At 70.1% G+C, this 21,126-nt stretch carries 19 protein-coding genes and 2 pseudogenes; 13 read left to right on the plus strand and 8 right to left on the minus strand.

The window, feature by feature from the left end; genetic code table 11:
- Positions 1-30: 30 nt before the first annotated feature.
- Together ACFPFQ_RS34850 and purU are read left to right on the plus strand one after the other, a co-directional pair.
- Entirely contained in the window at positions 31-1,368 is a 1,338-nt protein-coding gene (locus tag ACFPFQ_RS34850) for an aminomethyl transferase family protein (RefSeq protein WP_379626635.1), read from the plus strand.
- A 244-nt stretch (positions 1,369-1,612) separates the two neighbouring features.
- Positions 1,613-2,491 (plus strand): formyltetrahydrofolate deformylase, encoded by an 879-nt coding sequence (gene purU, locus ACFPFQ_RS34855; RefSeq protein ID WP_379626637.1) that lies wholly within the window; start codon positions 1,613-1,615, stop codon positions 2,489-2,491.
- 65 nt (positions 2,492-2,556) lie between these two features.
- Here the strand turns inward: purU and ACFPFQ_RS34860 are convergent, their stop codons facing one another.
- On the minus strand, positions 2,557-3,483 hold the full coding sequence (locus tag ACFPFQ_RS34860) for a helix-turn-helix domain-containing protein (RefSeq protein WP_379626639.1): 927 nt from the start codon (positions 3,481-3,483) through the stop codon (positions 2,557-2,559).
- Positions 3,484-3,625: 142 nt separating this feature from the next.
- Between ACFPFQ_RS34860 and ACFPFQ_RS34865 the strand changes: the two genes are divergently transcribed.
- The 9 genes and pseudogenes from ACFPFQ_RS34865 (at position 3,626) to ACFPFQ_RS34905 (ending at position 13,461) form a co-directional block, all read left to right on the plus strand.
- Complete coding sequence (locus ACFPFQ_RS34865; RefSeq protein ID WP_379626641.1) at positions 3,626-5,767, plus strand: molybdopterin-containing oxidoreductase family protein; 2,142 nt, start codon at positions 3,626-3,628, stop codon at positions 5,765-5,767.
- Entirely contained in the window at positions 5,767-6,984 is a 1,218-nt protein-coding gene (locus tag ACFPFQ_RS34870; RefSeq protein ID WP_379626643.1) for a molybdopterin molybdotransferase MoeA, read from the plus strand. Before ACFPFQ_RS34865 ends, ACFPFQ_RS34870 begins: the two co-directional genes overlap by 1 nt.
- A 165-nt stretch (positions 6,985-7,149) precedes the next feature.
- Positions 7,150-7,347: pseudogene (locus tag ACFPFQ_RS34875) on the plus strand (cold-shock protein); the annotation flags it as partial.
- A 30-nt stretch (positions 7,348-7,377) separates the two neighbouring features.
- Positions 7,378-8,097 (plus strand): cold-shock protein, encoded by a 720-nt coding sequence (locus ACFPFQ_RS34880; RefSeq protein ID WP_379626765.1) that lies wholly within the window; start codon positions 7,378-7,380, stop codon positions 8,095-8,097.
- Positions 8,098-8,627: 530 nt separating this feature from the next.
- Positions 8,628-9,527 (plus strand): universal stress protein, encoded by a 900-nt coding sequence (locus tag ACFPFQ_RS34885; RefSeq protein WP_379626645.1) that lies wholly within the window; start codon positions 8,628-8,630, stop codon positions 9,525-9,527.
- A 51-nt stretch (positions 9,528-9,578) separates the two neighbouring features.
- A pseudogene (locus ACFPFQ_RS34890) lies at positions 9,579-9,680 on the plus strand (slipin family protein); the annotation flags it as partial.
- Positions 9,681-9,765: 85 nt separating this feature from the next.
- Entirely contained in the window at positions 9,766-10,377 is a 612-nt protein-coding gene (locus ACFPFQ_RS34895) for an SPFH domain-containing protein (RefSeq protein WP_379626647.1), read from the plus strand.
- A 138-nt stretch (positions 10,378-10,515) separates the two neighbouring features.
- Positions 10,516-11,523, plus strand: coding sequence for a pyruvate formate lyase family protein (locus ACFPFQ_RS34900; protein WP_379626649.1), 1,008 nt, complete (start codon positions 10,516-10,518; stop codon positions 11,521-11,523).
- Positions 11,524-12,330: 807 nt separating this feature from the next.
- A complete protein-coding gene (locus ACFPFQ_RS34905; protein ID WP_379626651.1) occupies positions 12,331-13,461 on the plus strand; it encodes a hypothetical protein in 1,131 nt (376 codons plus the stop codon).
- Between the two features lie 456 nt (positions 13,462-13,917).
- On the opposite strand, the gene ACFPFQ_RS34910 is transcribed toward ACFPFQ_RS34905, so the two are convergent.
- The gene (locus ACFPFQ_RS34910; RefSeq protein WP_379626653.1) at positions 13,918-14,886 is read right to left on the minus strand and encodes a ParB/RepB/Spo0J family partition protein; all 969 of its coding nucleotides are present in this window, start codon (positions 14,884-14,886) and stop codon (positions 13,918-13,920) included.
- Positions 14,887-14,956: 70 nt separating this feature from the next.
- Here ACFPFQ_RS34910 and ACFPFQ_RS34915 point away from each other — a divergent pair, with 70 nt between their 5' ends.
- Positions 14,957-15,154: a BBE domain-containing protein gene (locus ACFPFQ_RS34915; RefSeq protein ID WP_379626655.1), complete on the plus strand. Its 198-nt coding sequence runs from the start codon at positions 14,957-14,959 to the stop codon at positions 15,152-15,154.
- A 114-nt stretch (positions 15,155-15,268) separates the two neighbouring features.
- Here the strand turns inward: ACFPFQ_RS34915 and ACFPFQ_RS34920 are convergent, their stop codons facing one another.
- The 4 genes from ACFPFQ_RS34920 to ACFPFQ_RS34935 all read right to left on the minus strand — a co-directional run bounded on the left by ACFPFQ_RS34920 (position 15,269) and on the right by ACFPFQ_RS34935 (position 17,859).
- A complete protein-coding gene (locus ACFPFQ_RS34920) occupies positions 15,269-15,466 on the minus strand; it encodes a tautomerase family protein (RefSeq protein ID WP_379626657.1) in 198 nt (65 codons plus the stop codon).
- On the minus strand, positions 15,453-16,253 hold the full coding sequence (locus ACFPFQ_RS34925) for a 2-keto-4-pentenoate hydratase (protein ID WP_379626659.1): 801 nt from the start codon (positions 16,251-16,253) through the stop codon (positions 15,453-15,455). The genes ACFPFQ_RS34920 and ACFPFQ_RS34925 overlap by 14 nt, the downstream gene beginning before the upstream one ends.
- Complete coding sequence (locus ACFPFQ_RS34930) at positions 16,250-16,975, minus strand: 2-keto-4-pentenoate hydratase (RefSeq protein ID WP_379626767.1); 726 nt, start codon at positions 16,973-16,975, stop codon at positions 16,250-16,252. The genes ACFPFQ_RS34925 and ACFPFQ_RS34930 overlap by 4 nt, the downstream gene beginning before the upstream one ends.
- Positions 16,976-17,061: 86 nt before the next feature.
- On the minus strand, positions 17,062-17,859 hold the full coding sequence (locus tag ACFPFQ_RS34935; protein WP_379626661.1) for an IclR family transcriptional regulator: 798 nt from the start codon (positions 17,857-17,859) through the stop codon (positions 17,062-17,064).
- Between the two features lie 165 nt (positions 17,860-18,024).
- Here ACFPFQ_RS34935 and ACFPFQ_RS34940 point away from each other — a divergent pair, with 165 nt between their 5' ends.
- Positions 18,025-19,026 carry an AraC family transcriptional regulator gene (locus ACFPFQ_RS34940; RefSeq protein WP_379626663.1) on the plus strand — a complete coding sequence of 334 codons (1,002 nt, stop codon included), beginning with the start codon at positions 18,025-18,027 and terminating at the stop codon, positions 19,024-19,026.
- 22 nt (positions 19,027-19,048) lie between these two features.
- Here the strand turns inward: ACFPFQ_RS34940 and nphA are convergent, their stop codons facing one another.
- Entirely contained in the window at positions 19,049-19,534 is a 486-nt protein-coding gene (gene nphA / locus ACFPFQ_RS34945; protein WP_379626769.1) for an NADH-dependent flavin reductase, read from the minus strand.
- A gap of 29 nt (positions 19,535-19,563) precedes the next feature.
- Complete coding sequence (locus ACFPFQ_RS34950; RefSeq protein WP_379626665.1) at positions 19,564-21,117, minus strand: 4-hydroxyphenylacetate 3-hydroxylase family protein; 1,554 nt, start codon at positions 21,115-21,117, stop codon at positions 19,564-19,566.
- Between the last annotated feature and the right edge of the window lie 9 nt (positions 21,118-21,126).

Below are 21,126 nucleotides of genomic sequence, written 5' to 3' on the forward strand. Positions count from 1 at the left end.
GACAACGCAGTCGCCGGAGAAAGGCACATCATGGCCGAGAGCCTCGAACAGAAGATCCAGCGCATCGGTGACCCCGTCACGATGATGCGCAACTCCCCCGCCGGGCACTACGAGTTCCCGATCCCCGACGAGTTCTCGAACTGGGGCGACGAGCAGACCGCGTGGAAGGAGACCGCGGTCCTGTTCGACCAGTCGTTCCACATGACCGACGTGTACTTCCGCGGGTCGCGCCTCATGGAGTTCTTCGCCTCGATCGCCGTCAACAGCTTCGCGACGTTCGGGCCGGACAAGGCCAAGCAGCTCGTGACCGTCAGCCCGGACGGCTACGTGATCGGTGACGGCATCCTCTTCGGACTGGGAGAGGAGGAGTTCAGCCTGGTCGGGCGCCCGACCGCCCCCAACTACGCGGCGTTCCGCGCCGAGACCGGCGACTTCGACATCGAGGTCACGCGGGATGTCCGCAGCCTGGAGCGCAACGGCCGGCGGCTGATCTTCCGCTACCAGCTTCAGGGCCCGAACGCACTCGAGGTGCTGGCCGCCGCCTACGGCAAGGAGCTTCCGCAGGTCAAGTTCTTCAACATCGGGCACTTCGAGATCGCCGGGGTGCAGGTCCGGGCACTCAACCACACCATGTCCCGGCACACCGGCCTCGAGATCACCGGCCCGTCCGAGTTCTCGGCGCAGGTCAAGGAGGCACTGCTCACCGCCGGTCAGGAGTTCGGGCTGCGCGAGGGCGGGGCCCTGTCCTACGCCACCACCCCGACCGAGAGCGGCTGGATCCCGTCGCCGACCCCGGCCATCTACTCCGGCGACGGCATGCGCGCCTACCGCGAGTACCTGCCCGGCGCGAGTTGGGAGGGCATGGCCTCGCTCGGCGGCAGCTACGTCGCGGACTCGATCGAGAGCTACTACCAGACCCCGTGGGACCTGGGCTACGGACGGCACGTCAAGTTCGACCACGACTTCATCGGCCGCGCGGCCCTTGAGGAGCTGGCCGACCAGCCGCACCGGCAGAAGGTCTGGCTGCGCTGGAACGACGACGACGTGACCACCGCCATCGCGCGGAGCTACTTCGGCGGAGCCGACCGGACCAAGCGACTGGGAGTGCCGTCGTCGGTGTACTCGACCTGTCCGTTCGACGTGGTGCACGTCGGAGGACGCCAGGTCGGGCTCTCCACCTACAGCGGCTACACCACCAACGTCGGCGGCTGGTCCTCCCTCGCCATGATCGACGAGGCCGAGGTGCGAGACGGCCGCGAGGTCACCGTGGTCTGGGGTGAACCGGAGGCAACGGGCAAGCCGATCGCCGAGGCGCACCAGCAGATCGAGATCCGCGCGACCTTGAGCACCACCTCACTCGCCGGCTGAGAAGGCGAGCCGTGACCCAGCTCGCCGGCGCGCGGGTGGCAGACGAGCGATCCGCCGGCTCCACCACGACCCGGCGACCAGCGGGGTGCTGGTGGTCGCCGCGCTCGCGCCCGGGCCATCGCCCCGGTCCCAGACGGGGTCGGCCCCGTCACGGACGTCTGGCTGATCCGCAACACCGCCCTCGCCGCCGCCCACACAGCGTCCACCTCGACAGCGTCCCCAACAGCACAGAAGGTCTCCTGACATGAGCACTCCCGCTCCGGACCACTACGCACTGTCCCTGTCCTGCCCCGACCGCGCCGGCATCGTCTACGCGGTGTCCCGCTTCCTGGTGGACCAGGGCTGCAGCATCGCCGAGAGCCAGCAGTTCACCGATCGGGATGTGAACCGCTTCTTCATGCGGGTGGAGTTCGCCCCCGCGGCGGGCGAGGCCGGTGGTGCGCTCGATCTGGCATCGATGCGCCAGGCGTTCGCCGACACCGCCGCCGACCTCTCGTTGACCTGGCGGATGCACACCACCAGCGAGCGACCCCGCGTGCTGATCATGGTCAGCAAGTTCGGGCACTGCCTCAACGACCTGCTGTTCCGGGCCAACTCGGGCGCGCTCGACGTCGAGATCCCGGCGATCGTGTCCAACCATCCCGACCTGGCCACCATGGCCGACCACTACCGGATCCCGTTCCACCACGTGCCGGTCACCAAGGACACCAAGCCAGAGGCTGAGGCGACGCTCCTGCAGCTGGTCGACGAGCTGGACATCGACCTGGTGGTACTGGCCCGCTACATGCAGATCCTCTCCCCCGAGCTGTGCAAGGCGCTCGAGGGCCGAGCGATCAACATCCACCATTCGATGCTGCCGAGCTTCAAGGGCGCCAAGCCCTACGTGCAGGCCGCCGAGCGCGGCGTGAAGTTCATCGGCGCGACCGCGCACTACGTGACCTCGGACCTGGACGAGGGGCCGATCATCGAGCAGGCCGTCGCCCGCGTCGACCACTCGATGGACGCCGCCGCCGTGACCAGGCTCGGCCGCGACACCGAGTGCATGGCCCTGTCGCGGGCGGTGCTCTGGCACACGCAGAACCGCGTGTTGCTCGACGGGCACAAGACGGTCGTCTTCTCGTGAGCACCGGACGGACGGCACCCTCACGCCCACGGAACTGAGGTTGTCGGCCTGCGACACCACCGTGGTCAGCTTCCCCCCGTGCCGGGTCGCGACGCACGCCACTCGCTGGGTGACATCCGGTAGGCCGCGCGGAAGGCCCGGCTGAACGTGGCGAGGTCGGGATAGCCCCAGCGGTAGGCGATGTCGGTGATCGAGGCGTTGTCGAGGAGCTCCCGACGGCAGCGGTCCAGCCGCATCCGTTGAACGTGCTGCGCGACGGTGTTGTCGCGGTGGGCGAAGAGCCGGTGGAGGTGGCGGGGAGAGATGAAGTGGGCGGCGGCGATGCCGGCCGGGCCGAGGTCGGGATCGGCGAGGTTCTCGACGATGTAGGCGTCGATCCGGCGGAGCAGGGCGTCGGTGGCCCGGGTGGGTTCGGCGGGTCGTACCTGTTCGCCTGCGACCGTGGTGACCAGCTCGGCGACCTCGTCGGCGAGCCGGACGCTGCCGGTGTTGCTGAGGTCGGGCGGGGTGGCGCACAGATCGCGCAGGAGCCGCCCGACCAGCGCTCCCAGGCCGCTGTTGCCCCGGAGCGCGCGTGCGGTGAGCTGTTGCGACGTGGCGGCGTCGAGCGCGATGCTGCGGCGCGGCCAGGCGAAGACGAGCAGTTCCCAGGTGCCCTGCAGCCCCCAGAAGAACGGGCGGCCGGTCTCGTAGACCGCGAAGTCCCCAGGACGCAACACCGCTTCGCGACGGTCCTGCACCACCTGCGCCGCACCCTTCACGAGCAGCCCGACCTGGAGGTAGGCGTCGTCATCGCGGCGTACCAGGCCGGGGGTGCGGCTGAAACCCTGCGCGACCGACTCGACCGACGCCACCTTGAGGTGCCCCACCTCGGTGCTGCGGACGGACCCGGCGAAGCCTTCGCGGCGATGGGCGTGGATGTCGAGCGCGACGAAGTTCTCCCGGATGATGTCGCGCCACGCATCCAGACGATCGGTCGTCGTGGGATCCATGTGGCCTCGGTTCCTCGGGCGTCGACCCAGGCTAGGAGCGGGTCGAACCAGCGTCAACGGCGAGGCGAACCCGTCACTGGATGACAACAGGGTCGTCACACCACGCCAACCGGGGACGGCGTGGCGCCCCCACCATGAGGCGATGACCGCGATCGACGACATTCCCGTCACCGACGTCTCCACCACGACGGTGCGGGCCGCGTGCCCGCACGACTGCCCCGACACCTGCGCGATGCTCGTGACCGTCACCGACGGCAAGGCCACGGGCGTACGCGGCGATCCCGACCACCCGTTCACCCGCGGCGGGTTGTGCGTCAAGGTCAACAACTACCAGGACAAGGTCTATCACCCCGACCGGCTCCTGCACCCGCTGCGCCGCACCGGCCCCAAGGGCAGCGGCCGGTTCGAGGAGATCACCTGGGACGAGGCGCTCGACGAGATCACCACCCGCTTCCGGGCGACGATCGCCGAGAACGGTCCCGAATCGATCATGCCCGTGAGCTACCTCGGTACCCAGGGCATCCTCAACGGCCTCAACGTCGGCGACCCGTTCTTCAACAAGCTCGGTGCCACGATCTCCGAGCGCACCTACTGCGACTCCGGCGCCTGCACCGCTTACACGATGACGATCGGCGCCACCGCGGGCGTCGACCCGGAGAGTCTCGTCCATTCGCGCTACATCATCATCTGGGCCTGCAACATGGTCTCGACGAACCTGCACCTGTGGCCGTTCGTCGCCGAGGCCCAGCGCCGTGGGGCGAAGGTCGTCGTCATCGACCCGATGCGCCACCGCACCGCCAAACGGGCCGACTGGCACATCCCGATCCGGCCGGGCACCGACGGCGCGCTGGCTCTGGCGATGATGCACGTGATCATCAACGAGGGCCTGACCGACGAGGCTTACATCCGCGACCACACCGTGGGTTACGCGGAGCTGGTCGAGCGCGTGCAGGAGCACACACCGGAGTGGGCAGCGGAGCAGACGGGGATCCCGGCCGAGGACATCCGCACCCTCGCCCGCGAGTACGCGACGTCGGAGCCGTCGATGATCCGGATCGGCGTCGCGATCGAGCGCCACGCGGGCGGCGGCCAGACGGTGCGCTCGATCGCCTGCCTGCCCGCGCTCGTCGGCGCATGGCGCAAGGTCGGCGGCGGGCTGCTGCAGCTGCCGCTGTGGGCGTTCCCGGTGAACTGGGGTGCGCACATGCACCCCGAGCTGCAGACACCGGGCACGCGCGTGGTCAACCAGTACCTCCTCGGCCGCGCACTGAACGGCGAGATGGAGCTCGACCCGCCCATCAACGCGCTGATGGTCTACAACTCGAACCCGCTCGTGGTGTGCCCAGAGCAGGACAAGATGGCGGCCGGGCTCGCCCGTGAGGACCTGTTCACCGTGGTCAGCGACCACGTCCTCACCGACACCGCGCGCTACGCGGACATCGTGCTGCCCGCCACCACCCAGCTCGAGCACCACGACATCATGTTCAGCTGGGGGCACTTCTACGTCACGCTCAACACCCCGGCCGTCGAGCCGATGGGCGAGGCGATCTCCAACACCGAGCTGTTCCGCAGGCTCGCCGCCCGCATGGGCTTCACGGAGCCGTGCTTCACGCGCACCGACGAGGACATGATGGCCGAGGCCTTCGACTGGGACGCCCCGGCGATGGCGGGCATCACCATGGAGTCCCTGCGCGAGACCGGCTGGGCACGGCTCAACCTCCCGAGCCCCGACGAGTACGCACCCCACGCCGAGGGGAACTTCCCCACACCGTCGGGCAAGACGGAGTTCAGGTCGTCGATCGCCGAAGCCGCAGGCAACTTCGTCGTGCCGCTGTTCCGCCAGGGCTGCGAGGAGTTCCAGCCCGGCGGTGTCGTCGACCCGCTCCCCCACTACATCCCGCCGCGCGAGACGGCCGACTCCGGCTACCGGCTCAACCTCATCTCGCCCAAGTCACACGCCTACGTCAACTCCAGCGCAGGCGACCAGGACAAGCAGAAGCGCGTGCAGGGCGAGCAGTCGGTGATCATGCACCCGCAGGACGCCGAGGAGCGCGGCGTCGTCACCGGGCAGTACGTGCGGGTGTTCAACGACCGCGGCCAGTACCTCGCGCTCGTCGAGGTCAGCGACGAGATCGCACCCGGCGTCGTCCTGTCCCCGATGGGTGCGTGGCGCAAGAACGCGAAGGACCAGGCGACGGTGAACGCCGTCAACCCCTTCGCGTTCGCCGACCTCGGCAACGCGCCGACGTTCTCCGACACCCGCGTCGAGGTCGAGGCCGTCTGATGGCACTCTCCGTCGCGGCGGCGGCGGCGGCCTGGCGCGCCGCCCGCGCGGCCGCAGGATGCGCCGATCTCGTCGACGGTGAACGCGTCCCGATCACCGCCGCCGCCGGGCGCGTCACCGCCGCCGCCGTCCACGCCGCGATCTCGGTGCCCGCCGTGGCGTGCGCAGCAATGGACGGGATCGCCGTCACCGCCGCCTGCACCGCGTCTCGCGTCGTGGGCGCGGACCGGTTCACCGTGGTCGACACCGGCGATCCGCTACCACCGGGCGCCGACGCCGTGGTGGTGCGGGAGCATCTGCGCCGCCGACCGGACGGCTCGGTGCACCTGCGCGAGCCCGCCCGCGCGGGCCAGCACGTCCGGCAGGTCGGCGAGTCCGTACGCGCAGGCGACCGGCTCGCCGCCGCCGGCCGGGTGCTGCGACCGGCCGACCTGGCAGCTGCGGCGGCCGGCGGCGTGAGCGCGGTCGACGTCCGGCGCCGACCGGTCGTGACGATCATTCCCACCGGCGACGAGGTACGCCCGATCGGCGCCGCGCTCGCGCCCGGCGAGCTCCACGACACGAACTCGCTGCTCCTCGTCGCCATGCTGCAGGAGTTCGGCTGTGACGTCGTGGTCACCGCCATCCAGCCCGATGATCCGGGCATGATCGAGGACGCCGTGCGCGCAGCCGCCGCCGACCTCGTGCTCGTGCTCGCCGGATCGAGCGCCGGACGCGACGACCACACCTCCCACGTCCTACGCGCCGTCGGCACGGTGGTCGTGCAGGGTGTCGCCGTACGGCCGGGACATCCCGTGCTGCTGGGGATCCGACACGGAGACCCGGCCGTACCCGTCATCGGTGTGCCCGGCTACCCGATCTCCGCAGCGGTCGCCGTCGACCTGTTCGCCATCCCACTGCTCGCCGAGATGCAACACCGCGAGGTTTCCCGACGGCCGCCGGTCACGGCCCGGCTGCGCACCGACGTGCCCAGCCGACCGGGTGTGGAGGAGTACGTGTTGGTCACCCTGCACGACGACGGCTCGGCAGAACCGCTGGGCCGCGGAGCCGGTGCGCACACGGCGCTGGCACAAGCCGACGCCGCGTTCCACCTCGACGCCGGATGTGCCGGCTACGAAGCCGGGGACGTGGTCATCGCCCATCTGCTCGACGGCCCGGGATGGGCAGCGGGGTCGAGCACGCGGTGCAGACACAACGAGCACCTCACGGCCGTGTGACCACAGCGGGGAATCAGACCTGGTCTCGAACTCGGCGTGTCGCCAGGTGGACCAACGGCCCGCCACTGGCTCCGCACCGCCCGCCTGTGGGCCCGGCCCGACGGACCGCGAGGTCCGTCAGAGAGACTGGGGGCCAGTGCCCGCCCTCTCTACATGGAGCCTTTGATGCCGCAGGGAACCGTCCGTTGGTTCGACGCCGAACGGGGTTTCGGCTTCCTCGCGCCCGAGGACGGCTCGCCGGACGTGTTCGTGCACGCCTCCGAGATCGTCGGGGACGGCGGCGCGAAAGTGCTCCGCGAGGGTCAGGCCGTCGTGTTCGAGGTCGGCGAGAACGACCGCGGGCCCCAGGCGCTGCGCGTTCGCGTCACCGCCGATGCGGCCACCGGCAGCGCCGTGGGTCTGCTCGGCACCGTCAACTGGTACGAGCCGGGCAAGGGGTACGGCTTCGCGTCGCCGGACGGCGGCGGCGCCGACATCTTCGTGCACAGCTCCGCCATCGTGACCGGCGGCGTGGTCACCGAGGGGCAGCGGGTGGCCTTCCTGATCGTCGAAGGCGAGCGCGGCCCGCAGGCCGGGCACGTGATCCCGCTGGGAGCGGGGGCCGGACTGGGCGCCGCGGACGGCACCGCGGACGGTGCCGACGGCACGGTGGCCTGGTACGACGAGGGCAAGGGCTTCGGCTTCATCAACCCCGACTCCGGCGCCGAGGACGTCTTCGTTCACGCCCGGGCACTGGCCGAGGGGCTGACGTGGCTCGCGGAGGGCGACCGCGTCGCTTACGAGGTGGCTAGTGGAGACAAGGGCCCGCAGGCCCGCGACGTGCACCTGGTCCGGGGCGCCGAGCCCCAGACGGCGCCGCAGCGGTCGGCACCTGCCGCGGCCGCAGGGCCGGCGGCGCGGGACGTGCCCGTGCGAGGCGGCGAGGGCGTCGTCGCGCGCTACGACGGCGACCGCGGCTTCGGCTTCATCACCCCGGACGCAGGCGGCGACGATCTCTTCGCCCACGTGTCCGTGATCATGGGGTCGGAGCCGCTGCAGAAGGGTGACCGGGTCCGGTACGCGGTGCGTCAGAGCGACCGGGGCCCGCAGGCCGACCGCATCGAACGCCTCTGAAGAGGCGGCCCCACCGATGGCTGATCACATCCCGACGAGAGTGCTCGTTCGTCCCCGTCGATGGTGCCGCCAGCAACGCGGCTGCAGCCTCCTCCAGGAGATCGCTCTCCCTCGTGGTGACGGGGGCCCGTGCCGACCCGAGGACCAGGTCCAGGTCACGGCGCCCGCGCGGCTCGCGTCGAGGTACGCGGGCCGGCTGCGGTAGGTCGACCTACATCGCCAACGTGCTTGCGAAGATCCACGCCGCCGCAGCGCGAGGCCGAGGCTCCACGGCCCGGCACATCCTCACGGGGAGGCGGCGACGGACGTCCGGCGACTCGGCGCGCCGGACATGGCTTGCGCGGACCGCCGATAGGTCCGGAACGGGCCGTTCGGTCCATCCCTTCCGTTGCGGGCTGATCCGCCGCTGCCTTGAACGCCCGGTACCGGACAGGTCGAAGGACCCCGCCCGCGCGGGCCGAGTGCCGCTGCCGCGCTCCGCTGTTCGCGAGGACCGTCAGGTGCAACCCGATCCCGAGGAGCGCAAAACGATGCACAGCCCCGACATCCGCCAGACCGTGGTGGTCGGCGTCGACGGCTCGCCCTGCGCGCTGCGTGCGGTGCGCTGGGGCGCCGCCGAAGCTGCCCGGCGCCGGATAACGCTGCGGCTGGTCATCGCCTTCGGCTGGCCGGTCGGGACCGACCGCGCCGGCCATGGCAACGCCTATGTGGACGTCATGACCGACCGCGCACGCATCCAGCTCGCCGCCGCGGTCGTCGTGGCCGAGCAGGAAGCGCCCGGCATCGAGGTCGAGCACGAGCTCGTGGCGGGATCCGCACTGCACGTCCTGGAGGTCGAGTCCCGGCACGCGCAGCTCGTCGTGATCGGCGATCGCGGGCTGAGCCGGATCGAGGGGCTGCTACTCGGCTCGGTGACCGTCGCACTGGCCACTCACGCGTCGTGCCCCGTCGTCGTCGTCCGCGGGCCGGAGCGGGACCCGGCAGAGACCGCGCTCCTCCCCATCGTCGTCGGTGTCGACGGAACCCCGGCCGGCGACCCGACGCTCGCGTTCGCCTTCGAGGCCGCCGCAGCCCGCAAGGTGCCGCTCATCGCGGCCCACACCTGGTCGGACATGGCCTTCGATCCCGCGATGGCGTCGGTCATGGTCTCCTGGCCTGCGATCGAGGCCGAGGAAAGCGCACGCCTGTCCGAGCGGCTCGCCCGGTGGTCGGAGAAGTTCCCCGACGTAGCCCTCGAGCGACAGATCACCCGTGACAACCCGGCCCACTCCCTGCTCAGGTTGGCAGCACGGGCCCAGCTCATCGTCGTGGGTTCGCGAGGCCGCGGCGACTTCGCCGGCGTGGTGCTCGGATCCGTCAGCAACGCGCTCCTGCACAAGGCCCCCTGCCCGGTGGCCGTCGTCCGCTCGCACGTCGGGGAGACCTCATGAGCACCGCCGTCACCGTCTTCGTCGTCGTGGTGGCCGCCATCCCTGGTGGCGATGTGGCTGGCGGTGCGGATCGTCAAGCAGTACGAGCAAGGCGTGCTGTTCCGGTTCGGCCGCGTGCTGGGCGCCCGCGATCCCGGCCTGCGCCTGATCATCCCGATCGTCGACGTCCTGCACCGCGTGTCATTGCGGATCATCACCATGCCGATCCAGTCCCAAGGGCATCATCACCCGCGACAACGTGAGCGTCGACGTGTCGGCCGTCGCCTATTTCAAGGTGGTCAACGCGGTGAAGTCCGTCGTCGCCATCGAGGACGTCTACGCCGCCATCGACCAGATCGCCCAGACCACGCTGCGCAAGGTCGTCGGACAGCACACCCTCGACGAGACTCTCTCGGAGACCGACCGCATCAACAAGGACATCCGCGAGATCCTCGACGTCACCACCGTCGACTGGGGCGTCGAGGTGACGCTGGTGGAGCTGAAGGACATCCAGCTGCCCGACAGCATGAAGCGCGCCATGGCGCGCCAGGCCGAGGCAGAGCGGGAGAAGCGCGCCAAGATCATCAACGCCGAGGGCGAGTCCCTGGCAGCCGAGGCACTCGGTCAGGCATCCGACATCATGATGCAGCACCCACTCGCGCTGCAGCTGCGCAACCTGCAGAGCCTCGTCGAGATCGGCGTCGACAAGAACACCACTGTCGTGTTCCCCGCCCCGCTCATGAGCACCATCGGGGAGCTCGGCTCCTTCCTCGCACGAGAGACGGCGGCTGCAGCCATTGCGCCGACGGCCCCGATTGCCGGTCGACCGGTTCCGGCGGTGGCTTCGAACGGAGCCGCTGCGGTCGGCTGAAAGCGGCGAGCCGCGGACCAAGCGCCCTCCCGCAGCGGGTCAACGGGATGGGCGCGGCGATCGTCGGCGATCGTCGGCGATCGTCGTGACCCCGCGGGCCCGCTGTGTTGCGATGCAGGTGAGCCCCCTGAACCTGGCTTGTGTTGCCCCCGCCATCCGACTGGCACCTACGGGACCTTCTGCTCTGCTGCCGGCACCGAGCGGCAAGACCCGTGGCGCGGCTTCCACGGGACGACGTGGCGCGATGCGATCGACACCCGGCGGATCCTGCAGGACAACTACACGCTCTACGAGGGTGATGCCTCGTTCCTGGCTGGTGCGACCGCGCGGACGAGAGCCGTGTGGGCGCGGCTCACCGCGATGTTCCCGGCCGAACGGGAGCGGGGCGTCTACGACGTGGACGCCCACACCCCGTCATCGATCACCGCGCACGCTCCTGGGTGGATCGACCGCGAGAGCGAGCTGATCGTCGGCCTGCAGACGGACGCGCCGCTGAAGCGCGCGATCATGCCGAACGGCGGCTGGCGCGTCGTCGAGACCAGCCTGGCGACCTACGGCTACGCGATCGACCCGCGGGTCGAGGAGAACTTCACGAAGTACCGCAAGACCACAACGACGGTGTCTTCGACGCCTACGCCGAAGAGATCCTCGCGGCGCGGCGCTCGCACATCATCACCGGGGCTACCGGACGCCTACGGCCGCGGCCGCATCATCGGTGACTATCGCCGGGTCGCGCTCTACGGCGTGGACCGGCTCGTCGCAGTCAAGCGAATGGTCAAGGCCGCACTCGACGCGCTGACCTCCAGCGAGGACGTCATCCGGGACCGCGAGGAGCTCGCCGAGCAGATCAGAGCACTGGGCGACCTCCACACCATGGCCGCCTCCTACGGCATCGACATCTCGGGCCCGGCAGCCACCGGGCAGGAGGCGATCCAGTGGGTCTACTTCGGCTACTTGGCCGCGGTGAAGGAGCAGAACGGCGCGGCGATGTCGCTGCGCACGTCGACCTTCCTCGACATCTACCTGCAGCGCGATCTCGACGCAGCGAGGCGCCAGCCCGCAGCTCGTCACGGTTCTGGAACGCATCCGGGTGGCTCGAGTGGGATCAGGTCGGGCCCGCTCGCGCCCGAACCGGGTGTTGGCTGACAAGGCCTACTCATCTCGAGGCAACCGCGCCTACCTAATACCTAGGGGCCCGACCGAACGGCTGACCAGCAGCACCTCGGTATCCGGTAGAGCCCGATCCGCCCATCGGATGGCAACGTGGTCCACCAACCCGGACAGCTCCGCGATGGCAGCGACGGTCTCCCGACGAGTCGGTGCAGCGCCGCCGTCGCAGACGTGCAACCGGACCCGTCGCCGCCGGTGCGAGAGCGTCTCCACCGCTCCCACGACCCGCAGCAACGCCGTTCTCGTCCTCGAGTGCCGAGCACGCCCCGCTGCACCATCGGCTTGTTGCAGTGGGCGCTGGCCGGGTGGCCCGGCATCGTGGCGGCAATCGCCTTGAGCGTCGTGGTCGTCGTCCGACTGCTCGGAGCACTGCTGCTGCCCCGCCGACTGCGGGAACCTTCGGTCGCACTGGCGATGCTCGCCGGACTGGTCGTGGTGCTCGTCCAGCCGCCCCTGAGCCACCATCGCCGTCACTGTCGGAGTCGCAGGGCTCGCCCCAGCCCTGATGCAGCAGGGTCGAGCCCGCGCCGACACATTCAACGGATTGGGCCAACCCGTAACGCCGCAGGGTGGATCCCGACGTACCTACTCGGCATCTCGAGATTGCCCGCGTGGGCTGGAGTCAGGGTCGGTGGAGCGCTCGACGAGCCGCTCCGCGACGCGACGAGCAACGGCCGACGTGCAGGTACGCGCGACGTTAGGGGCCGGGTTATGAACGACTTGTTCGAATCTGCAGGGCGCCGATCTCGATGGCTCCGGAGGTGCGCGGTTACAGCGGCCTTCGTGGTGGGCGTCGGCGTGATGCCGTTGGCCGGCACGGCATGGGCGGCCGATCCCTGCTCCGCTCCCAGCAGTGGCGGGGTGGTGACCTGCTCCTACAGCTCCACCGGTTCCGAGCAGACGTTCACGGTGCCGTCCGGAGTCACCCAGGTACAGGTCGTCGCGGTTGGCGGTGGCGGAGGCGTGAGCGTCGACGGGAACACCCCATCGCGAGGGGCCCGGGTGAGCGGCACTCTGCCCGGCTTGTCCGCAGGCCAGGTGCTCTACGTCGAGGTTGGGGGAGCAGCAACCGGCGGCAGCAACTGCTACTCGACCGTGACCTGCAACGGGGGGTTCAACGGCGGCGGCAGCAACCCGTTGTTCGCCGGCGGCGGCGGTGGCGCGTCCGATGTCCGAACGCAGACGCAGAGCGCCGCGGGGTCATTGGCGTCCCGCGTCGTGGTCGCCGCGGGCGGTGGCGGCGGAGCATCCACCGCAGGCGCCTGCGACGCGGCGCGCCTGCCCGGCGGCGATGGAGGCAACGGAGGCAGCGCGGGCGGACCCGGACAGGTGTGTCCCGGCGTGACAGGGGCGAGCACCGGCGGTGGCGCCGGAACCGCGAGCGCGGGAGGAGTCGGCGGAACCTCGTCAGTTGACGGACAGGTGCAAAGCACGGGCAACGCCGGCACACAGGGCGTTGGTGCCAGCACATCAGGATTTGCCGGCGCCGGCGGAGGCGGGCTCTATGGTGGCGGCTCGGGCGGCGACACGGCCGGAAGCGGCGGCGGCGACGCCGTGTCGGCCGGCGGTGGGGGCGGCGGGTCATCACTCGTCCCCAGCGGCGGCACGGTGAGCGTGGCCGGCGACCCGGCATCGATCACGATCTCCTACACGGTGCCTGCCAACAACGGCGCTGCGGCGCAGTTGAGTGCTCTCGCGAGCGCCGTTCAGGGTGTCGGCCCGGGCAACAGCCTCTCCAGTAAGATCGCCTCCGCGCGGAGCTCCCTGGCCGCGGGTGACACCGCGGGTACTTGCAGCTCTCTGACCGGGTTCATCAACGAGGTCAAGGCCCAGTCCGGCAAGAAGATCCCGACAGCCACGGCAAACCAGCTGATCGCCGACGCAAGTCGCATCCGGGGATTGATCGGCTGCTGATCAACCCACACGGCGGGCCACGAGCTCTCCGCCAGCACGAGCGGCCGGCACCTCGCCCAACGAGTGTGCGGGTCCGGCCGCTCGTCCTGGTTTCGGCGTGCTCATCCTCACCTGGGTGCGGGTGGGCGCCGCCGGGCAGCCCGCCACGGCACCGCCGACGTGGGTTGCAGCCAGCTTCTGCGACAAGTCGACAATCCGATGGCGACGATCAGTGCGAAGCCCAGCCGCCGAGCCCGCCGCACGCGCAACATTTGGTCTCCATCCGCTTGGTGAGCCGATCCCTCACGGTTCAGAACAGGTGCTGTCTCCACGTGGTCAATCCGTGGTCACCCGGGTAGACGGCATGCCTGCCGAGGCTGTGCACGTGACCGGAGCCAAGAATCTCTCCGCCGCGACGAGTCTTGATCGACTCCCCGCCAGGACACCTACATCGTCGGCATCTCGGCAACGACGCCGTCAGGGACACGCGGGACGGACGATGGCTCGCCAGATGGCGTGACCCCGACGGCAAGCAGAAGAAGCGATCTGGACCGTCGCGATGAACCGCTCCGCCCCCACCGGAGCACTCTTACGCGCCACGAAGCCGCGCAGCCAGTCCCGGCGCACCGTGGTCGCGGACGCCGACTGCTTGTTGCGCTCGATCACCACCTTCCGATCGGCCTTGTCCTGCTCACTCATCGGCGTCCGCGCACCCCCGTCAGCGTTGGCGGTCTTCGGGTCGACATGACCATGCGCAACGACGTCACGACACACGTAGATCGCCGCGAAGGTCTGACCCTGCAGCTCACTGCTCCAGACCGTGGACACGTAGGCGGCATGCCCGGGACAGCTCGCGTGCTCGACCGCGTCGAGGTGGTGGTTGTCGAGCCGTCCCATCGGCCACGCCATCTCCTCGCGTTCGATCACCGCCACCCCGGCCTCGACGAGCTGCACGCGCACGGCCTCCTGCGCCGCAGCGTCGGCGCGGTCATCGCGTAGCCGCTGCACGGCATGGTCGAACTGGCCCGACTTCGCCGCCGCCACGATCGCCTTCACCGCCGCCGGATCAGCCTCGAACTCCGCAACCGCAGCCACCTGCTCCAGGTCCAGGAAATCCCAGCGCTGCGCCGCCTTCGCCGCCAGCTCCGAGGCGCTGACCTTGAGCCCGGTCTGCACCTGCGCCTTCTTCGCCCCGGTCCGTTTCGCGATCACCGACGCCGCGAGCCCGAACGCCGCGAGCTGCTCCCACCCCTTCACACGTTCCGCGGTGGACAGGTCCACGCGCTGGTCGTTCTCGATGATCTGATCCGTCAATCGGTCGACGTCGGACAGCTGGTCAACGACGAACACCGGCACCGACTCCCGCCCGGCTTGCAAGGGGGCGAGGCTGCGGCGTTGCCCGAACTGCACCACCAGCCCGCGCGACGCCGCGTCCCACTTCATCATCACCGCCACCTGCGAGACGGCCGCGGAACTCGCCGACGACCGCAAGTGGGTCCGGCAGTTCTGGACCGACATGCGCCCCTTCGGCATGAGCTCCGGCAGCTACATCAACAACATGAACGAGTACGACGAGGACCGCGTCCGAGCTGCGTACGGCCCGGAGAAGTACGACCGGCTCTCCCGGATCAAGGCGCGGTACGACCCGGAGAACGTCTTCCACCACAACCAGAACATCAAGCCCGCCCGAATCGTCGGCGCCGGCTCGTCCTGAGTGCTCCGCCCGGGGCGGTACGTGGCGGAGATCAGGTCGACGTGGAATCGGCCGTTGCTGATCTGGTCGATGTTCGCGCACATCTTCGCGATCACCTGTTGGTGGGACTGCAGGTCAGGTCGCCTGTTTGCGCTCGGCGAGTGTGACGTCGCCCGCCGCGAAGTGGGTTCTCGGGGTCTCGCGCAGGATCACCCGGACCGCGGAGACCGGGGCATCGAGCGCGCGGTGGGCGGCGTCCGTGAGCGCGTGGATGAGCGCCCGGAGCTGGGCCGGGGTGCGGCCCTCGGCGAGGGTGACCTCAATGATCGGCATGTCCGCCTCCGTCCAGGGTGAGGGATCCGAGATGGGTGAAATGCGCGGCGATCCGGGCTCCCGGTGCGATCGGGGCGGCGTCCGTCATGCCGCCGGTGAGGACGGTCCAGCCCGCCTCGATCGCCCGCCCGCGCTCGGCGAGGGTGTTGGCGGCGAAGGCGAGTGCCTCGGCGGGGTTGCCGTAGACGGCAGCCCCGGTCGCGGAGTCGACGATCTCCCCGTCGACCTCGAGCAGGCAGGCCTCCATGGCCAGGTCGAGTGTGTCGGGACGGCGGACGACCGGGCCGGTGAGGAAGAAGCCGGAGGAGTTGTTGTCCGCGACGGCGTCCGCCATCGAGAACTCGTAGCCGGAGAACCGGCTGTCGATGATCTCGATCGCACCGACTACGTAGAGCACCGCCCGCAGCGCCGACGCGGCCGTGACCCCCGGCCCGGCGAGGCGCTCGCCCATCACAAAAGCGATCTCCGGCTCGGCCCGGGGCTGCACGAGCCGGTTCCGCGGGACCGGGGCCCCTGCGGGCAGCACCATCTCGTCGGTCAGCCAGGCCGTGGACGGCCGGTCGACGCCGACCTGCCGCTGCTTGGTACGGGAGGTGACCCCGAGCTTCACCCCGGTGAGCTGCTCACCGCGCGCCAACCGCAGGCTGAGTGCACGGTCCTGCGCGGCGTAAGCGGTACCCACGTCGAGCCCGGGCCACGTGGCACTGATCGAGCCGCGGGAACGCGGCGCGTCGGCTGCGGCGAGGAGTTCGGCGGCCACCGTGTCGACGGTCCACGCCGTGGTCATCTCGGGTCCTCCCCAGCCAGCACCGCGGTCACGTCCCCGACGCCGGCGATGCGGGTCACGATGGTATCCCCCGCGGCGATCGGAAACGCCCTGGTCATCGAGCCGGGCAGCACGACGTGCCCCGGCTCGAGGGTGACGCCAAGCGGCCCGACCGTGTTCGCGAGCCACACCAGGGAGGCGAGCGGCGAGCCGAGGACGGCGCCGCCCGCGCCTGTCACGGCGAGCTCGCCATTGATGTGCAGCGTGCAGCCGGCCAGCCGGAGGTCGACCTGATCCAGGCGGACCGGGCGACTGCCCAGCACGACCCCGCCGGACGAGGCATTGTCCGCGACGGTGTCGAAGATCCCGATCCGCCAGTCCACGATACGAGAATCGACGATCTCGAGGGCTGGCAGCACGAACTCGACCGCCCGGACCGCATCGGCCACGGTCACGCCGGGCCCGGTGAGCGGGGCACCGAGCACGAACGCCACCTCGGGCTCGATCCGCGGCTGCAGGTAGCGGTCGACGGGGATCGGCTGATGCTCGGCGTGGAACATGCTCGCCGTGAGATGTCCGAAGTCCGGCTGGGAGACGCCCAGCTGGCGCTGCATGGCGCGGGACGCCAAGCCGACCTTGTGGCCGCGGACGACGTCGCCCCGGCTCTCCCACTCCCGGACCTGCCGTTGTTGGATCCGGTAGGCCAGGTCCAAGCCGACCTCCGCACCGAGCTCGGCACTCAGGGGCGCGACGGGCCTACCGTCCCGGTAGACCTGCAGCAGCCGCTCCGCGAGGACGGTCTCGATCTCGCTGTCGACGACGGCGCTGCTCACGAGGCACTCCTCGCGACGGTCACGACCCCGGTCGGGCGCGGGTCGGCGTCGACCAGGCTGCGCGACACCGCGCGGGCGGTGTCGACGACGGCCCGAGTGAGCTCGGCCCGCCGGCTCCGGAAGCGGGTGGAGGGCACGCTGACGCTCAGCGCCGCGACCACCGAGCCGAGCTCGTCGCGGACCGGAGCGGCTACGCAGTACACCTCGGCGATCGTCTCCCCCAGGTCGACGGCATAGCCGACGCCGCCGACCTGGCGCAGGATCGCCCGCAACGACACCGGGTCGGTGATGGTCGTGGGCGAGAGCCGCCGCAGCGGCCCGGCCCCGATCATCCGGTCCAGCTCGCCCTCCTCGAGCTGCGCGAGGAGCACCTTGCCGACTGCGGTGCTGTGCGCCTCCAGCCTCGAGCCGACCTTGGCTCCCTGCACGGAGATGTTGTGCGTGCCGAGGAGCTTGTCCACGTAGAGCACCCGACCGCGCTCCATCACGGCGAGGTGGGTGGTCTCGCCGTAGCCCTCCACGAGCCGGTCGAGGAACGGGGTGGCGCAGGACCGCACGTCGACCGTGCCGCGGAGGGCCTCGGACAGCTCGACGACCCGCCACCCGATCCGGTAGCGGCCGCGGGTCCGGCACTGCAGGAGCCCGGTATCGACCAGGCTGGCCATGACCGAATGAGCACTCGACCGCGGGATCCCGACGCTCGCAGCGACCTCCCGGACTCCCCATTCGGGGCATTCCGCGGTGAACAGGTCCAGGATCGGGCCGATCTTCTGAATCGTCTGGAGATTCGCCATGTCTTTCTCCTTCGAGCGTCCCTGCTCGTGTCCGGCAACCATGGAGAACGCCTGTACCGAGTCGCCCGCTATCGGGCTAGAATGGAGTGGCCGGGGTCACCGCGTTCGTCACGGTAGGGATCGGAGTGGATCCGCGACATGGCTGCAGGCGCACGGAAACCTGGCGTGGAGCGCACCACACCCGGCGGTTCTGTCGCGCTGGTGACGACCACGGGGCTGGGCCCGCGCGAGGGGCGTGCGGTCTGGAGCGACGCGATCGCCAGCCAGTACTGCGAGCTGGACCTCACGATCGCCCGGCCGGACCAGCGGTTCGACAGCAGCCTGTTCTCGCGGCCGGTCGGCGGGCTGGACTTCACCTGGATGCAGTCCGCCGCCCACACCGTCGTCCGTACGCCGGCGATGATCGCGTCGGACGGCCGGGCGGACTTCCTGCTGTGCTTGGTCACCCGGGGGTTGGCGGAGGTCCGCCAGGACGACCGCACCTGTGTGCTGAGCGACGGCGCGGTGACGCTCCTGGACTGCGAGCAGCCCTTCGAGTTCCGCCTGCCCCAGGACTTCGAGCAGGTCGTGGTGCGGGTCCCGCGGGGCCAGCTGCTCGCCCGACTGCCCGAGTCCGCGCTCTCCGGGACGACCGCCCGCGCCCTCCCCGGACGCTCCGGGATCGGCGGGATGCTCAGCCAGTTCGTCCAGCAGGTGCCGCGCCTCGACGCCGAGAGCGTCCAGCGGTCCTCACCGGTGCTGGTCGGCTCCACACTGGACCTGCTCATGGAGGCCCTGACCGCGAGGCTCGCGGCCACCGGCTCGGCGGAGCTGGCTCGACGCGCGGACCTCCAGCGCGCGAAAGCCGTCCTGCGGGCGGGACTGCACGACGCCGACCGGTCGATGGCCGCGGTCTGCCGCGAGCTGGGGACGTCGCAGCGGCGGCTGCAGACGCTGTTCGCCGACACGGGAACCACTCCGAGCGAGTGGCTGCTGCAGGAGCGCGTGGAGCGGGCCCGCCAGCTCCTGCGCACCACGGCGCTGACGGCGGAGGAGATCGCCTACCGCTGCGGTTTCCGCGAGTACTCACATTTCCACCGAACGTTCCGCAAGCGCGTGGGAATGGCGCCGGGAGCATTCCGAAAATCGACACCGGACAGCCCGGATGTCGGTTCCTCGCCGAGCTGAGAAACCGGCATCCGAACGGAGTTCAGAAGCCCCAGGGGTCGTCTCGCCCCAGGAGTTCCAGCGCCCGGAAGGAACCGGTGTAGAACACCAGCGGCTGCCCGTCGTCGTACCAGAGTTGCTCCACGCGCCCGATGTGCAGCGTGTGGTCCCCCGCCGGGTGCGAGGCCTCCACCGAACATGCCAGGTGCACCAAAGCCCCGTCCAGCAGCGGCACGTCCCCGCGCCAGACGAATCGGACCAGGTCCGGGTCATCCTGTGGGGCCCCGGCGAAGTGCAGCGAGAGCGGCTCCTGGTCCCCGGCGAGTACCGAGACGCCGTAGCGCCCGGTCTCGGTGATCCGGGCGTTCATCCTCGCGCGGTTGGCGATCGAGACGAGCACCAGCGGTGGGTCGAGCGACACCGAGGTGAACGCGTTGGCGGTCATCCCGTGGATCGACGTCTCGCAGCGGTCCTCAGCGGTGGTGACGATCGTGACCCCGCTGGCGAAGCGGCCCAGCGCCTTTCGCATGTCGAGCGACGACGGAGCCACCACCGGGCTCACCTACGGACGATCTCGAGATCGGTGTTGCTCAGCAGGTCCGGACGGGTCCACCCGTCCACGTCGTACTCGGACATGCACTGCTCCGCGAAACCCTTGAGCGCCAGGTCCTGGCCGGAGGCCTGGTAGGCGAACAGGGTCTGGAAGCGCACGGCCTCGTGGTCGCCGCCGTAGTTGCGCTCGTAGAGCTCGTGGCGGCCGCCGAACTCGCTGCCCACGGCGTCCCACAGCAGCTTGAGCAGCTTCACGCGGTCGATGGCCTCGACCCCGTTGGAGCCGCGGACGTACTGGTCGAGGTAGGGCCGGATGTCCGGGTTGCTCCAGTCGGCGGCGTGCGAGTTGAGGTAGATCAGGCCGCTGCCCAGGGTCTGCTGGATGATCTCCTTGATCCGCGGATAGCCGACGCCCATGAACGTCCGGTAGGCCAGCCCGTAGTTGATGTTCGGCTGGACCGACCCGTTGACCCATTCCTGCGGCGACTTGGCCATCGCGTCGGACAGACCCCAGAACATGTCCCGCCAGTTGAGGATCTCGCCGACCTGCATCTGCACGCCGCGGAAGCTCGACGTGCCGGTCAGCTCAACGGCCTTCATCACGCATCCGGCGATGAAGTCCAGCTTGACGGCGAGGCGGGCGCAGCCGTGGAAGGTGAAGCGCGGCAGGAAGCCCGAGGCCATGACGAAGTTGTTCGCCGCCTCGACGCCGTAGGAGAACACGTTCTCCCACGGCACCAGGACCCGGTCCATCACCATGATCGAGTCGTTCTCGTCGAACCGGCTCGACAGCGGGTAGTCGAAGGGGGTCCCGGTGAGCGCCGCGTTCATCTCGTAGGAGGTGCGGCAGATCAGCTTCAGGCCCGGCGAGTCCATCGGCACCGTGAACACGACGCCGAACTCCTTCTTGCGCAACGGGAGCCCGTAGTGCGCGATGAAGTTGGCGTTGGTGATCGCGGACCCGGTGGCGACGACCTTCGCGCCCGAGACGATCAGGCCGGCATCGGTCTCGTCGACCACGTGGACGCAGACGTCCGCGGTCTCGTCGGCGGGCTTGTCCCGGTCGATCGGCGGATGAACGATCGCGTGGTTCAGGTAGAGCACCCGCTCCTGGGTCTCCTTGTACCAGCGCCGCGCGTTCGGTGCGTACTCGCCGTAGAAGTCGGCGTTCGCCCCGAGGGTGCCGAGGAAGGACGCCTTGTAGTCGGGGGTCCGGCCCATCCAGCCGTAGACGAGGCGCTGCCAGGAGACGATCGCGTCCCGGGAGGTGACGAGGTCTTCGGCGCTGGTGGCGGTCTTGAAGAAGGGATGGGTGAAGCCGCCGTTGCCCGTGTCGGTGGGCACTGACAGGACGCCCTCCGCCTCGGGCGTGTGCATGGCGTCGTAGAGCCGGGCGATCGAGCGGGCGGAGTTGCGGAACGCCGGGTGCGTGGTGACGTCCTCGACCCGCTCGCCGCGGAAGTAGACCTCCCGCCCGTCGCGCAGCGACTCCAGGTACTCGTCCCCGGTCATCGGCCGGACGTCGTTCCGGGTGCTCGTGTGGTCCTCGGTGAGTGTCATCGTCGGCCT

The organism is Pseudonocardia sp. GCM10023141 (assembly GCF_042653605.1).

Bases quoted from the DNA above. Each gene is read 5' to 3' on its own strand.
- ACFPFQ_RS34850 (WP_379626635.1), top strand. From the start codon at position 31: ATGGCCGAGAGCCTCGAACAGAAGATCCAGCGCATCGGTGACCCCGTC.
- purU (WP_379626637.1), top strand. From the start codon at position 1,613: ATGAGCACTCCCGCTCCGGACCACTACGCACTGTCCCTGTCCTGCCCC.
- ACFPFQ_RS34860 (WP_379626639.1), bottom strand. From the start codon at position 3,483: ATGGATCCCACGACGACCGATCGTCTGGATGCGTGGCGCGACATCATC.
- ACFPFQ_RS34865 (WP_379626641.1), top strand. From the start codon at position 3,626: ATGACCGCGATCGACGACATTCCCGTCACCGACGTCTCCACCACGACG.
- ACFPFQ_RS34870 (WP_379626643.1), top strand. From the start codon at position 5,767: ATGGCACTCTCCGTCGCGGCGGCGGCGGCGGCCTGGCGCGCCGCCCGC.
- ACFPFQ_RS34885 (WP_379626645.1), top strand. From the start codon at position 8,628: ATGCACAGCCCCGACATCCGCCAGACCGTGGTGGTCGGCGTCGACGGC.
- ACFPFQ_RS34910 (WP_379626653.1), bottom strand. From the start codon at position 14,886: ATGATGAAGTGGGACGCGGCGTCGCGCGGGCTGGTGGTGCAGTTCGGG.
- ACFPFQ_RS34915 (WP_379626655.1), top strand. From the start codon at position 14,957: ATGCGCCCCTTCGGCATGAGCTCCGGCAGCTACATCAACAACATGAAC.
- ACFPFQ_RS34920 (WP_379626657.1), bottom strand. From the start codon at position 15,466: ATGCCGATCATTGAGGTCACCCTCGCCGAGGGCCGCACCCCGGCCCAG.
- ACFPFQ_RS34925 (WP_379626659.1), bottom strand. From the start codon at position 16,253: ATGACCACGGCGTGGACCGTCGACACGGTGGCCGCCGAACTCCTCGCC.
- ACFPFQ_RS34935 (WP_379626661.1), bottom strand. From the start codon at position 17,859: ATGGCGAATCTCCAGACGATTCAGAAGATCGGCCCGATCCTGGACCTG.
- nphA (WP_379626769.1), bottom strand. From the start codon at position 19,534: ATGCGAAAGGCGCTGGGCCGCTTCGCCAGCGGGGTCACGATCGTCACC.
- ACFPFQ_RS34950 (WP_379626665.1), bottom strand. From the start codon at position 21,117: ATGACACTCACCGAGGACCACACGAGCACCCGGAACGACGTCCGGCCG.